This window comes from Paraburkholderia susongensis (assembly GCF_900177725.1).
GTDB lineage: Bacteria > Pseudomonadota > Gammaproteobacteria > Burkholderiales > Burkholderiaceae > Paraburkholderia > Paraburkholderia susongensis.
In genome coordinates this window covers 63,275-76,817 of record NZ_FXAT01000014.1, presented here as the reverse complement: position 1 = coordinate 76,817, position 13,543 = coordinate 63,275, and the positions used below count along the sequence as shown (strand labels likewise).

Below are 13,543 nucleotides of genomic sequence, written 5' to 3'. Positions count from 1 at the left end.
ACCGTCTATAAACAACGCGCTCGAACGCCATGCCTGAACCCAGCACCATCCCCTTCGAGCACGCGCGTGCGGCCTTCCTCGAAGCCTGCGCACTCGACGTGACGACGCCCAAACCCGGCAACGTCAGCATGCAAAGCCCCGGACACGGAATGAACGCCGCGCAGTTTCTCGCGAGCGCGAACGCCGCACTCGACGCGCTCTTCGCCCCCGGCGCGCGCGTCGGCCAGCGCATTCTCGATGCGGTCACCCGCACGCGCGCGGCGGCCGGCTGCAACACCAACCTCGGCATCGTGCTGCTCATCGCGCCGCTCGCGGCGGCGCTCGAGGAAACCGGACCCGCGCCGTCCGCGCCAGCCTGGCGCGCCGCCGCCTCGCGCGTGCTGACGAGGCTCGACGTCGAAGATGCGCGCCTCGCTTACCGCGCGATCGCGCTCGCCAATCCGGGCGGGCTCGGCGACGCGCCCGAGCAATCGGTCCACGCGCCGCCGACGCTCGGCCTGCGCGACGCGATGCGGCTCGCAAGCGAGCGCGACAGCATCGCGCGGCAATACGCGAACGGTTTCACGGATCTCTTCGAAACCGGCCTCGTGGCATATCGCGAAGCCCCGCCCAACGCGCCCGAAGTGGCGATGCTCAACGTGTTCCTCGCCTTCCTCGGCGGCTGGCCCGACTCTCACATTATGCGCAAGCACGGGTTGGCGCTGGCGCAGAGTGTCACGCTTGCGGCACGCGAGCAGCACGCGCGCTGGCGGCAAACGCCGCTCGCTTCGCGGCGCGCCCCGGCCGATCCGCGGCTCGATGCCTGGGATGCCCAACTGAAGGCGCGCGCAATCAATCCCGGCACCAGCGCGGACCTCGCGGTCGCCACGCTATTCGTCGCGCGCTGCCTCGAAGCGGGCGGCGCGCTCCACCTCACGCACCGGGGTTGAGCCACCAACGCCTTTAAGCGCGGTTGAGCGCGAACTGGCACGGAACCTGTTAGTTAGTACCGCCGTGCATCCATGCTCCGCCGTGCGACGCCGTATCCGGATATCCGGGCGATCGCGGGTGGCGCGTCGTCAGCAGGTCCATACCTACTCATTGGAGGAACAGAATGGCCAAGATCAACCGCGTCATGATCGGAGAGTCGCTCGTCGGCGACGGCAACGAGGTCGCGCACATCGACTTGCTGATCGGACCGCGAGGTTCGGCTGCGGAAACCGCGTTCTGCAACGCGCTCACCAACAACAAGGATGGCTTCACGTCGCTGCTCGCCGTCGTCGCGCCCAATCTCATCGCCAAGCCGAACACGATCCTCTTCAACAAGGTGACGATCAAGGGCGCCAAGCAGGCTGTGCAGATGTTCGGCCCGGCCCAGCACGCGGTGGCCCTCGCGGTCGCCGATAGTGTCGAGGACGGCACGATTCCGCAAGACGAGGCCGACGACCTGTTCCTCTGCGTCGGCGTCTTCATCCACTGGCAGGCGGACGACGACAAGAAGATCCAGGAGTTCAACTACAAGGCGACGCGCGAGGCCATCAAGCGTGCCGTCAACGGCGAGCCGAGCGCCGCGGAAGTCGTGGCGAAGAAAGGCAGCGTCGCGCATCCGTTCGCGCCGAACTGACGGTGCACGCAACAACGGGAGGAAACGCGGCGCCGTGAGCGGTGTCATTGGTGGTGTCGTCGGCAATGTCATCGGCGGCCCCGTCTCCTCGCGCATGCGGTCGCACCGCCCTCGCGCCGTCACCGCTCGCGCACCGGTTCGTGAAGCAGGCTCAATGCTTTCGTAGAGGCATGACATGACCATAAGCTGTCGCGCGCTTCTCGCCGTTACCTGCATGGCGCTGGCAGGATCCGCCTGGGCGGCCGGCGATGCGCAAAGGCCCGCCGCCCAGGCGGGAGGCTACGACTATCCGACCCAGGGCCGCGTGGAATACGTGCTGGGTTGCATGGACGACAACGGCCACGATTTCGCGAACGTCTACAAGTGCTCGTGCGTCATCGACAAGATGGCCGCGGCATTACCGTATGACGAATTCGTCGACCAGTCGACGTTCTCCAAGTACGCGACGCTCGGCGGCGAAGGCGGCGCGGAGTTTCGCGTCGATCATGCGAAGTCGCAAACGAAGCGGTTCCGCGAACTGCAAACGAGCGCGTACCAGGCGTGCGGGCTGGGGCCGCAGAAAACGCCCACGGCGGCGAAATGACGTGAAGAGAGGTGAAGGGAGGTGAAGATGAAACGCGCGCGCGGCTCATCGCGCCGCGCGGTTCAGACGCTGGGCTGGCGCTAGATTGGCGGTAGAGGCGCACCGCTCAGTCCGGCACGAACCCCTCGCCGAGCGACGCGTAATCGGCAACCCCGGCGGCAACACCGGCGGCAACACCGGCCGCCGCTGCCGGCACATCGCCCCGGCGCCGTTCGATCTGCACGCCGATGGCCGCCACGTCGTCGAATTTCGCCGGCTTCGCCAGCGAGACGCGCACCCATTGCGCGCCGAAGTCGGCAATCAGCAATTGCGCGATCGTCTCGGCGAGCGCTTCGAGCAGGCGCACGCGATGCGACGCGAAGAGCGCAAGCAGCGCATTGCGCACAGCAGCATAGTTGACCGTATCCTCGATCCGATCCGTCGTGCAGGCGCGAATCGCGGGCACGCCGATAGCGAGATTCACGCGCACGGGCTGCGCAACGTGCTGCTCGCTGCTGTCGATACCGATGACCGTCTGCCCTATGAAGTTTTCGATGAACACGATATCCATGCGCTCGGGCAGTGCACGGGCAGCGCCGCCCGCATGGGAAAGGTCGCGCGAGAAAGCGCTGGAAAAAGCGGTCAGGCGAACGGTATCGAGACGGTCCATGATGTGCTTGCACTCCGCCGCGGCGCGGCCCAGGGTTGAACATCGTGTCAGGAACAGCGAGGCGACGAGCGGCACACTGTGTGCCGAAGTTGCGACAGGCACGCAAGATGCCGGGCTCTACAAGGTCATGCGCGAGGCATTGCATGAGGCAACGCGTGATTAAAAGCAAATTTCGGGCACGGTGCGCAAACACCGTGCGAGTTCCTGTTGAACCAAACCGGCATCGGGCGTAAAGTTTTAAATAGCCGCCTGAAAGTAGAAAGAAGGCCGGTCGCGCAGGCGCATGCGAACGCAAGATTTGCGGCGCCAGGGGATTACAGGCTTGATAAGGCGGCATTCGCGGTGTGTGAAGCGCAGAGAGCGCCCGAAATGACGCAACGGAGACAAACCCCATGTCGTTGCTCGCTGACAGCAATACGCACGTCCGAGAAGTGCTGAACGTGGTCAACCATCAATTGACCACGCGCCCGACAAGCGAATCCGTGGCCCAATCGTGGGCGCGCTGCATCAATGAATTCCAGCTCGACCCCGGGCGTTTCGTTCCCCCGCCCATCCTTACGGAGTACGAACTCAGCGCGCGCCGCGAAGCGCTCGGCGATCTGATCGCCTGTTCGAAGCTCGAAATGACGACGCTCTACCAGCAGCTCGCCGATCCCGAACTGGCGGTCGTGCTCGTCGATTCGGGCGGCGTGATCGTTCATCAGGTGTCCTCCGTGCCGTTCGCCGAAGCGGTCGCCGGTGACGGCTTCCGGGTCGGTGCGCTCTGGAGCGAGCGCGAAGCCGGCACCAACGGCATGGGTACCTGTCTCGCGGAACGCGATTGCATCGCGGTCTGCCAGCATGAGCATTTCTATCCGCGCTATACCTCGCTCACCTGCTCGGCCGCGCCGATCTTCGACGACAGCGGCGAGATTGCCGGCGTGCTCGACGTCACGAGCCGCTCGAAGCTGCTGCAGCAGCATTCGCTGGTGCTCGTCGGCATGTCGCGGCAGATGATCGAAAACCGTCTGCTCGATGCGCGTTACCGTCACGCGAACATGATTCATTTCCACAGCCGCCCGGAATTCGTCGGCACGCTGCACGGCGGCAAGCTCGCGGTCGCCGACGACAGCACGGTGCTCGCCGCGAACCGCAGCGCCCTCTTCCAGCTCGGCTTCCGCTCGCTTAGCGAACTGCGCGGGCGGCGCATCGAGGAAGCCTTCAATGCTTCGCTCGAAGACATGATCGCGCGCAGCATCCGCGGCTCGTTCCATCCGGTCACCGTCTACAGCGCGAACGCGACGAACCGCTTTTTCCTCGTCGCGCAAACGCCGCAAAACAGCGCCGGACGCGTCGCGCGCGTGCTCGCTCCCGATATCGCGCCACGCGGCGCCGGCAGCACCGCCAGCGGCGGCGGCACGGCCGACAGGCAACGCGCGCCGTCACCGAAACTCGACGAGATCGCGCATCTCGAGTTCGGCGATCCGCGCATGGCTTCGCAAATCCAGCTGGCCGCGCGCGTGATCCAGCGCAAGATTCCGATCGTGCTGCGCGGCCAGACCGGCACCGGCAAGGAAGTGTTCGCGCAGGCGCTGCATAGCATCAGCCCGCACGCCGACGGCCCGTTCGTGCCGGTCAACTGTGCGTCGCTGCCGGAGAACCTGATCGAGAGCGAACTGTTCGGCTATCGCGCCGGCGCGTTTACCGGCGCGCAGCGCGAAGGGCGGCGCGGCAAGATCGTGCAGGCCAACGGCGGCACGCTGTTTCTCGACGAAATCGGCGACATGCCGCTCGTGTTGCAGGCGCGCCTGCTGCGCGTGATCGAAGAACACGAGGTCACGCCGCTCGGCGCTGAAACCACGGTCAAGGTCAATTTCCAGCTCATCAGCGCGAGCCATCGCAACCTGCTCGAACTCGTGCAGAGCGGGCAATTCCGCGAGGATCTGTATTACCGGCTCAAGGGTGTCGAGCTGAACCTGCCGGCGCTTCGCGAACGCGTCGACAAACTGCCGCTGATCCACCATCTGCTCGCCAACGAAACCGACGATCCGCCCGAGCTGACCCAGGAAGCCGAACAGGCGCTGCTGACTTACGCGTGGCCCGGCAACATCCGTCAATTGCGTCACGTGCTGCAAATGGCGATTGCGCTCTCCGACGGCCAGCCGATCCGTTGCGAGCACCTGCCGCCCGAAGTCACGCAACGCACGTCGGCGGCCGATATGCCCACCGCCTTGCGCCTCGCCACCGCGGACATGGACGCGCATCTCGCCGACGACCCGGACATCTCCTCACTCAACGCGATCCAGTTGAACGAGCGCGAAACCGTGCTGTCGCTGCTCGACGAGCACCGCTGGAACGTCAGCAACGTCGCGAAGGCGCTCGGCATCAGCCGCAACACGCTGTACCGCAAGATGCGCCGGCTGCGCATCCGGCTCTCGCATGAAGGCTCGCCACCCGACGGCATGCCGCTCGACTTCGACGCATGACCCGAAAGCCCGAAAGCAAGCCAGAACGCGAACCCGAACGCAAGCCTGCACACGAACCCGCAGGCGAACCCGCGCGCGATCTCGCCGACTTCAAGCCGGACGCGCGCTTTGCGTGGTGCGTGACCGGCTCCGGCCATCTGCTCGAAGAGTCGATCGCGCTCGCGCTGCGCCTGCCGGGCGTGGACCTCTTTCTGTCCGCGGCCGCCGAGGAAGTGCTGCCGCTGTATGGCTGGTCGCTCGAGAAGCTGCGCGAGAAGTTTCGCGTGCTGCGCGACAACAGCGCGAGCGGCGTGCCGGTCGGCATGCTTTATCACGGCCTCTATCACACGGTTGTGATCGCGCCCGCCACCAGCAACACCGTCGCCAAATGCGCGTACGGCATCTCCGATACGCTGCCGACCAACATGTACGCGCAGGCCGGCAAGCAATGCATTCCGGGCATCGTCTTTGCATGCGATACGGAACCGAGCGTGATTACGCATAGCCCGAACGAATGGGTCGAGCTGCGTCCACGAGCGATCGAACTCGACAACGTCGAGCGCCTAGCGCGCTTCGAATACACGACGCTCGTGCGCTCGCTCGGCGAACTCGAAGCCGCGCTCGATCAACGCCTCGCCACTCTCGATCTCGCATGGACCACCTCCTCTTCCTGACCGGCCGGCTCGCCGAACCGAGCCTGCTGCGTGTGCTCGACAGCATGGCGCCGACGCCGTTCAGTTGGGAAGTCCGCGAAATCGGCCTGCAAGTCGCCGCGCTGATGACCGCCGAGATGATCCAGCGCAGAGTGCCGGCGCCGCTCGACGCGCAGCGCGTAATCGTGCCGGGGCGCTGCCGCGGTGATCTCGATGCGCTGAGCGCGCACTATGGCGTGCCGTTCGAACGCGGCCCCGAAGAAGTGAAAGACCTGCCGCAATTTTTCGGCCGCAAGGCGAAGCCGTTCGACCTGAGCCGCTACGACACCGAGATTTTCGCGGAGATCGTCGACGCGCCGCGCCTCGACCTCGACGGCATCGCCGCGCGGGCGCGCGAGTATGCTGCCCAGGGCGCCGACGTGATCGACGTCGGCTGCCTGCCGGACACGCCGTTTCCGCATCTCGAAGACGCAGTGCGGCGGCTGAAGGACGAAGGCTACCGCGTGAGCGTCGATTCGATGCGCAACGAAGAACTGCTGCGCGGCGGCCACGCGGGCGCCGACTACCTGATGAGCCTGAACCTCGACACGCTGTGGATCGCCGACGAGGTGCCGGCGACGCCGATCCTCGTCGCGCGCGAACCCGCCGACCCGGCCTCGCTCGACGCCGCGATCGACATGCTGTCCGCACGGGGCCGCGCATTTCTCGCCGATCCGATTCTCGATCCGATTCCGTTCGGGCTGGCTGCGTCGGTGGCGCGCTACGTGCGCTTGCGCGAACGCTATCCGGACATCGCGATCATGATGGGCATCGGCAACGTGACCGAGTTGACCGAAGCCGACACGAGCGGCATCAACGCGGTGCTGCTCGGAATGGCCGCCGAATTGCGGATCGGCGCGGTGCTCACGACGTCGGTGAGTCTGCATGCGCGGCGCGCGCTGCGCGAGGCCGACGTCGCGCGCCGCGTGATGCATGCCGCGCGCGACGCGCAGGTGCTGCCCAAAGGGATCAACAGCGATCTCGCGACCGTCCACGCGAAACGGCCGTTTCCGTATAGCGCCGCTGAAATCGACGAGCTTGCCCGTGGCGTGCGCGATCCGAATTTCCGCGTGCAGATCAGCGCCGACGGCATTCACGTGTACAACCGCGACGGCCACCAGCTCGGCGGCGATCCGTTCGTGCTCTATCCGCAGCTGAATCTCGAGAACGATGGCGCTCACGCGTTCTATATGGGCGTGCAGCTCGCGCGCGCGGAGATCGCCTGGCGGCTCGGCAAGCGTTTCGATCAGGACCAGCCGCTCGACTGGGGCTGCGCGGTCGATCGACCGGAAGAAGACCTGAGCGCGTGGTGCGCGCCGGGCGAGACGATGAAAAAGCGTTGAAGCATCCCTCAAACCGGCGTGCCGTCATTTCATCGCCGCAAGGTCCGCGTGTTCCCCGACAGTCGCGAGCTCACCCCGCATGCAGCGAATCGCCTGCGCGCGATCGCTCGTGCCGAACACCGCCGAACCCGCGACGAATACATCGGCGCCCGCCTCGGCGATCCGCGCAATGTTCGACGCCTTCACGCCGCCGTCCACTTCGATCAGGAGCGGGCGCCCGGTGCGCTGCATCGTCGCGTCGACCCGCTTGCGCAACAGCCGCAGCTTGTCCAGCGTTTGCGCAATGAACGCCTGGCCGCCGAAGCCCGGATTGACCGACATCACGAGCACGACGTCGAGCAGGTCCAGCACGTGGTCGAGCACCGCGAGCGGCGTGGCCGGGTTCAGCGCGAGCCCGGCGCGCGCGCCGTGCGAGCGGATCAGTTCGATGGTCCGGTGCACATGCAGCGACGCCTCCGGATGAAAGCTGATGACGTTCGCGCCCGCCTCGGCAAACGCGCCGACGAGCGAATCGACCGGCATGGTCATCAGATGCACGTCGAACGGCAGCGTCGTGTACGGCCGGATCGCCGAGCACACGAGCGGCCCGGCGGTGAGGTTCGGCACGTAGTGGTTGTCCATCACGTCGAAATGGATCCAGTCCGCGCCGGCCGCCGTCACGTCGCGAATCTCGTCGGCGAGCCGGGCAAAATCCGCCGACAGCAGCGACGGAGCAATCAGGAATTCGCGCATCGCGTTCTCCCCGCAAGTGACTAGTGGTAACGGCTCGCCATCGCATCGAGCGGCAGCGGCTTGATGCGCGCCGCCTGGCCCGCGCAACCGAACGCCTCGAAGCGCTCGACGCAGATCGCGCTCGCGGCCGCCGTGGCGGCCTTCAACGCCGCGCGCGGATCGAACTCGGAACGCGCGCTCGCGAGCGACTTGCGCATCGCGCCGCTCATCGCGAGCCGGATGTCGGTGTCGATATTGACCTTGCGCACGCCATGCGCGATGCCGCGGCGGATTTCCTCGACCGGCACGCCGTAGGTGGTCGGAATCTCGCCCCCATATTCGCGGATCACCGCGAGCCACTCCTGCGGCACCGACGACGAACCATGCATCACCAGATGCGTGTTCGGCACATGCGCGTGAATGTCGGCGATCCGGTCGATCGCGAGAATGTCGCCGGTCGGCTCGCGGCTGAACTTGTACGCGCCATGCGAGGTGCCGATCGCGATCGCGAGCGCGTCGACACCGGTCGCTTCGACGAAACGGCGCGCTTCGTCCGGATCGGTGAGCAGGTCTTCGCGCGCGAGCTTGCCTGCCGCGCCGACGCCGTCCTCTTCGCCCGCCGAACCGGTTTCGAGCGAGCCGAGGCAGCCCAGCTCGCCTTCCACCGACACGCCCACCGCGTGCGCCGCATCCACCACGCGCCGGCTCACGTCGACGTTGTAGTCGTAGGCGGCGGGCGTTTTCTGGTCCGGCAGCAGCGAGCCGTCCATCATCACCGACGTGAAGCCCGAGCGGATCGCCTGCTGACACACCGCGGGGCTCGCGCCGTGATCCTGATGCAGCACGAGCGGAATGTCCGGGTGCGCCTCGATGGCCGCGAGCACGAGATGACGCAGGTAAGGCTCGCCCGCGTACTTGCGCGCGCCCGCCGACGCCTGCAGGATCACCGGACTGCGGGTGGCTTCGGCGGCGCGCATGATCGCGTGAATCTGCTCCATGTTGTTGACGTTGAACGCGGGCACGCCGTAGTCGTGTTCGGCCGCGTGATCCAGCAGTTGCCGCAGGGTGATGAAGGCCATTGCATGCTCCTCGATGGGAAGGGAATCGGCTTGAGCGGCGCCGGGCCGGACGGCGTCGAGCGGTGTGCGGTGCTCAGCGCTCAGCGCACACCGTGCGCGACGCGATGGGCTTCGTCCACCACCGCCTGCGCGCTCAGGTTGAAATGCGCGAACAACGCCGCCGCCGGGGCCGATTCGCCGAACGTATCGATACCCACGACGCCGCCGTCGAGCCCGACGTATTGCCGCCAGAACGCGCGCACGCCCGCTTCGACCGCGACGCGCGGCACGCCCGGCGGCAGCACCGCCTCGCGCCACGCGAGCGCTTGCCGGTCGAACACGGTGGTGGACGGCATCGACACGACGCGCGCGGCGATACCAGCGGCTTCGAGCTGTGCGATTGCATCGAGCGCGAGCGCGACTTCGGAGCCGGTCGCGATCAGCACGACCCGCGCATGCTGTGTAGGCGCGAGGTCGCTCGGCCAGTCGCGCAACACATAGCCGCCGTGTGCAATCGCGGCGATCTGCTCGCCGGAGCGCGCGACGAACGGCAGGTTCTGCCGGCTCAGCAGCAGACACGAAGGTCCTTTGCGCTCGACCGCGCTGACCCATGCCTGCGCGGTCTCGACCGTGTCGCACGGACGCCAGACGTCGAGCCCCGGAATCAGCCTGAGGCTCGCCGCATGTTCGACCGCCTGGTGCGTCGGGCCATCCTCGCCGAGGCCGATCGAATCGTGCGTGAAGACGAAGATCGAGCGCGTTTTCATCAGCGCGGCCATGCGCAACGCGTTGCGCGAATAGTCGGAGAACGTGAGGAACGTGCCGCCGAACGGCAGGTAGCCGCGATGCAGTGCGATGCCGTTCATCACCGCGCTCATGCCGAATTCGCGCACGCCGTAGTGCACGTAGTTGCCGCCGCGCAGGGCGTTGCTGTTGTTGCTGTTGTTGCTGTTGTTGCTGCTGTTGCCGCCGTTGTCGTTGTTTCCGTTGCCGCTTCTGTTTCCACTGCCGTTTCCGCTCTCGTTTCCGTTGTCGCTGCCGTTGTCATCTCTGTCGATGCCGACGTCGATCGCGCCCGGCCAGTCCGTCAGATTCGAGCCGGTCAGGTCGGCCGAGCCGCCGAGCATTTCCGGCAGGCTGCGCGCGAGCGCGGCGATCGCTTGCTGCGAGGCCTTGCGCGTCGCGACTGTCGCGGCCGCGCAATCGGCATCGCGCAGCAGCGCGCGAACCGCGTCGCGCCAATGCGCGGGCAGCCTGTCCTGAATGCGCCGTTCGAACTCGGCGGCCTCGTTCGGATAGTGCTTGCGATACGCCTCGAAATGCTCGCTCCATTCGGCTTCGTCGGCGAGACCACGCGCACTCGCATCGAACAGCGCGCGGATTTCGTCCGGAATCTCGAACGGCGGATGCGGCCAGCCGAGCGCGCGGCGCGTGCGTTCGACTTCGTCGGCGCCGAGCGGCGCGCCGTGCACGTCGTGGGTGCCCGCCTTCGACGGCGAGCCCTGGCCGATCACCGTGCGGCAGCAGATCAGCGTCGGCCGGCCAGTGCCATGCGCCTGCTGCAACGCGCGATCCACCGCGTCCACGTCATGGCCGTCCACCTCGCGCACGACGTGCCAGCCGTAGGCCTCGAAGCGCGCGGGCGTATCGTCGGCGAACCACTGCGCGACATGACCGTCGATCGAAATGCCGTTGTCGTCGTAGAGCACCGTGAGCTTGTCGAGCTGTAGCGTGCCCGCCAGCGACGCCGCTTCGTGCGAGATGCCTTCCATCAGGCAGCCGTCGCCCGCGAACACATAGGTGCGATGATCGACGATGCGATGCCCGGGCCGGTTGAACTCGCGCGCGAGCAGCGCCTCGGCGAGCGCCATGCCGACGCCGTTCGCGAGTCCCTGGCCGAGCGGCCCCGTGGTCGTTTCGACGCCCGGCGTGACGCCCGCTTCGGGATGCCCCGGCGTTTTGCTATGCAACTGGCGAAAGCGCTTCAACTCGTCGATCGGCAGGTCGTAGCCGCTCAGATGCAGCAGCGCGTAGAGCAGCATCGAGCCATGTCCGTTGGACAGGATGAAACGGTCGCGGTCGGGCCATGCCGGGTTGCGCGGATTGTGCTTCAGATGGCGGCTCCACAACGCGACGGCGATCTCGGCCATACCGAGCGGCATGCCGGGGTGTCCTGATTTCGCCGCTTCGACCGCGTCGATCGCGAGCATGCGCAGCGCGTCGGCCATCGAGCGGGTGGCAGGGACGGTAAGCGGTTGCGCGACAGCACTCATCGAATCTCTCCTTGCGAAATGAATCGGGCACGCTTCAGGCGCGCGAGCGCCGGTCGATCAGTTGCAGAATCATCGGCGTGAAGATCAGTTGCATCGCGAGTCCCATCTTGCCGCCCGGCACGACGATCACGTTCGGGCGCGACATGAACGAGTCGTGCAGCATCGTCAGCAGATACTGGAAGTCGATGCCCTTCGGCCGCGCGAAGCGGATCACGACGAAGCTCTCGTCGGGCTGCGGAATCTCGCGGGCGGTGAACGGATTCGAGGTGTCCACGGTCGGCACGCGCTGGAAGTTCACATGCGTGCGCGAGAACTGCGGGCAGATGTAATTCACGTAGTCCGGCATGCGCCGCAGGATCGTGTCGACCACCGCTTCGTGCGAATAGCCGCGCATGGTCTGATCGCGGTGCAGCTTCTGGATCCATTCGAGGTTGATGATCGGCACGACGCCGATCAGCAGATCCGCATGCCGCGCAATGTCGACCTTGTCGGTCACGGCCGCGCCGTGCAGCCCTTCGTAGAACATCAGATCGGTGCCGGACGCGACCTCCTCCCACGGCGTGAAGGTGCCGCCATCCTGCTTGTAGAGCTGCGCTTCGGCCGCGTCGTGCACGTAGTGGCGAAACTCGCCGGTGCCGTTTTCGCCGTAGCGCGTGAAGAGCGTCTCGAGTTCTTCGAGCAGATTCGCCTCGGGGCCGAAATGGCTGAAATTGGGCGCGCCGTCGCGTTCATGCTCCTTCATGGCCGCGCGCATGCCGTTGCGGTCGTAGCGATGGAACGCGTCGCCCTCGACGATCTGTGCGTTGATGTGCTCGCGCCTGAAAATATGCATGAAGCTCTTCATGACGGTGGTGGTGCCCGCGCCGCTCGAGCCGGTCACTGCGATGATCGGATGTTTGACTGACATGCTTTCGTCTCCGGATGACAATGTTCTGGCTGCTCTCGCGACCACTCTCGCGGCTTTGCTTGCCGCCGTTCCTCCCGCCGCGCATCAGGCCGCGCATCAAGCCGTAAAGTCAGGCAGGAACAGCGAGCGAGTGCCGAACAGCGGCGACGTGAAGGGCTTGTCCTCGCCGCGGTCGTATTCGCCGTGGTAGCGCGCGATACGCTCGACCTCGTTCTTCGAGCCGAGGATCACCGGCACGCGGCCATGCAGCGCATGCGGGCGGACGTCGAGAATGCGCTCGCGCCCGGTAATCGCAAGACCGCCCGCCTGCTCGATGAGAAAGCTCATCGGGTTCGCTTCGTAGAGCAGGCGCAGGCGTCCTTCCATCGCCGGGGTTTTCGAATCGCGCGGATACATGAAGACGCCGCCGCGCATCAGGATGCGATGCACTTCCGCGACCATCGAAGCGATCCAGCGCATGTTGAAGTCGCGTGCGCGGCAGCCGCTGCGCCCGTCCTTGCATTCCTGCACATAGCGGCGCACGGGCGGTTCCCAGAAGCGTTCGTTCGATGCGTTGATCGCGAATTCGGCGGTATCGTCAGGAATCCGGATGTTCGAATGCGTGAGCACGAAGTTGCCGATGTCGCGTTCGAGCGTGAAGCCATGCGTGCCGTTGCCGACCGACAGCACGAGCATCGTCGAGGGTCCGTACACGGCGTAGCCAGCCGCGACCTGCTCGCAGCCAGGCCGCAAAAACGCGGCTTCATTCGCTGATTCATCCGCTGATTCGGTCGCCGCACTATCTGCCGGGTCGCGCGTGCGCAGCACCGAAAAAATCGAGCCCACTACACCGTTGATGTCGATATTCGACGAACCGTCGAGCGGGTCGAACGCAAGCAGATATTCGCCGCGCGGGTAGCCCGACGGAATCGCGTACACGTCCTCCATTTCCTCGGAGACCATCGCCGCGAGCAGGCCGTCCCACTCGCATTGCTGCACGAAGATCTCGTTGGTTGCGACATCGAGCTTCTTCTGTTCCTCGCCGTGCGTGTTGACGGTTTGCGCGGAGCCGTAGTGGCCGCCGAGCGCGCCCTTCGTGAGCATCGCCGAGATCGATTTGATCGCCGCCGCCACGTCGATCAGGAGCGCCGAGAGCCCTGCCATTCCCTGCGTGCTCGCGCACGGCTGCCGGTCGAGTGTGTCGATCAGGAACTTCGAAAGTGTCGTACGTCCGTCCTGCATGGCGTTCTCCCTGGAAGATGTCGTGACTCGGTGGCGTGACTCGGTGGCGTGAATCAGTG

General features: G+C 66.0%; 12 protein-coding genes. 6 read left to right on the top strand and 6 right to left on the bottom strand.

Annotated elements, in window-relative coordinates; genetic code table 11:
* Positions 1 to 29 precede the first annotated feature (29 nt).
* From B9Z01_RS29050 to B9Z01_RS29040, 3 genes are all read left to right on the top strand, one after another.
* Positions 30 to 929, top strand: coding sequence for a triphosphoribosyl-dephospho-CoA synthase (locus B9Z01_RS29050; RefSeq protein WP_085489011.1), 900 nt, complete (start codon positions 30 to 32; stop codon positions 927 to 929).
* Positions 930 to 1,093: 164 nt separating this feature from the next.
* Positions 1,094 to 1,603: a formaldehyde-activating enzyme gene (fae, locus tag B9Z01_RS29045; protein WP_085489010.1), complete on the top strand. Its 510-nt coding sequence runs from the start codon at positions 1,094 to 1,096 to the stop codon at positions 1,601 to 1,603.
* 175 nt (positions 1,604 to 1,778) lie between these two features.
* On the top strand, positions 1,779 to 2,186 hold the full coding sequence (locus B9Z01_RS29040) for a hypothetical protein (protein ID WP_085489009.1): 408 nt from the start codon (positions 1,779 to 1,781) through the stop codon (positions 2,184 to 2,186).
* 106 nt (positions 2,187 to 2,292) lie between these two features.
* Here the strand turns inward: B9Z01_RS29040 and B9Z01_RS29035 are convergent, their stop codons facing one another.
* Positions 2,293 to 2,835, bottom strand: a complete 543-nt coding sequence (locus B9Z01_RS29035; protein WP_085489008.1) for a dihydroneopterin aldolase — start codon at positions 2,833 to 2,835, stop codon at positions 2,293 to 2,295.
* A 392-nt stretch (positions 2,836 to 3,227) separates the two neighbouring features.
* On the opposite strand from B9Z01_RS29035, the gene B9Z01_RS29030 reads away from it, so the two are divergent.
* From B9Z01_RS29030 to B9Z01_RS29020, 3 genes are read left to right on the top strand one after another with little or no spacing between them, the layout of a single operon-like run.
* Positions 3,228 to 5,300, top strand: coding sequence for a sigma-54-dependent Fis family transcriptional regulator (locus tag B9Z01_RS29030; RefSeq protein ID WP_085489007.1), 2,073 nt, complete (start codon positions 3,228 to 3,230; stop codon positions 5,298 to 5,300).
* A complete protein-coding gene (locus B9Z01_RS29025) occupies positions 5,297 to 5,953 on the top strand; it encodes a flavoprotein (RefSeq protein WP_085489006.1) in 657 nt (218 codons plus the stop codon). The genes B9Z01_RS29030 and B9Z01_RS29025 overlap by 4 nt, the downstream gene beginning before the upstream one ends.
* Positions 5,932 to 7,314, top strand: coding sequence for a DUF6513 domain-containing protein (locus B9Z01_RS29020; protein WP_085489005.1), 1,383 nt, complete (start codon positions 5,932 to 5,934; stop codon positions 7,312 to 7,314). The genes B9Z01_RS29025 and B9Z01_RS29020 overlap by 22 nt, the downstream gene beginning before the upstream one ends.
* A 24-nt stretch (positions 7,315 to 7,338) precedes the next feature.
* Here B9Z01_RS29020 and rpe read toward each other — a convergent pair whose 3' ends face one another.
* From rpe to B9Z01_RS28995, 5 genes are all read right to left on the bottom strand, one after another.
* The gene (rpe, locus tag B9Z01_RS29015; RefSeq protein ID WP_085489004.1) at positions 7,339 to 8,046 is read right to left on the bottom strand and encodes a ribulose-phosphate 3-epimerase; all 708 of its coding nucleotides are present in this window, start codon (positions 8,044 to 8,046) and stop codon (positions 7,339 to 7,341) included.
* A gap of 20 nt (positions 8,047 to 8,066) precedes the next feature.
* Positions 8,067 to 9,104: a class II fructose-bisphosphate aldolase gene (gene fba, locus B9Z01_RS29010; protein WP_085489003.1), complete on the bottom strand. Its 1,038-nt coding sequence runs from the start codon at positions 9,102 to 9,104 to the stop codon at positions 8,067 to 8,069.
* 80 nt (positions 9,105 to 9,184) lie between these two features.
* Entirely contained in the window at positions 9,185 to 11,356 is a 2,172-nt protein-coding gene (locus tag B9Z01_RS29005; RefSeq protein WP_085489002.1) for a transketolase family protein, read from the bottom strand.
* A gap of 34 nt (positions 11,357 to 11,390) precedes the next feature.
* Positions 11,391 to 12,263, bottom strand: coding sequence for a phosphoribulokinase (locus tag B9Z01_RS29000; RefSeq protein WP_085489001.1), 873 nt, complete (start codon positions 12,261 to 12,263; stop codon positions 11,391 to 11,393).
* Between the two features lie 96 nt (positions 12,264 to 12,359).
* The gene (locus tag B9Z01_RS28995; protein ID WP_085489000.1) at positions 12,360 to 13,484 is read right to left on the bottom strand and encodes a class 1 fructose-bisphosphatase; all 1,125 of its coding nucleotides are present in this window, start codon (positions 13,482 to 13,484) and stop codon (positions 12,360 to 12,362) included.
* Positions 13,485 to 13,543 lie beyond the last annotated feature (59 nt).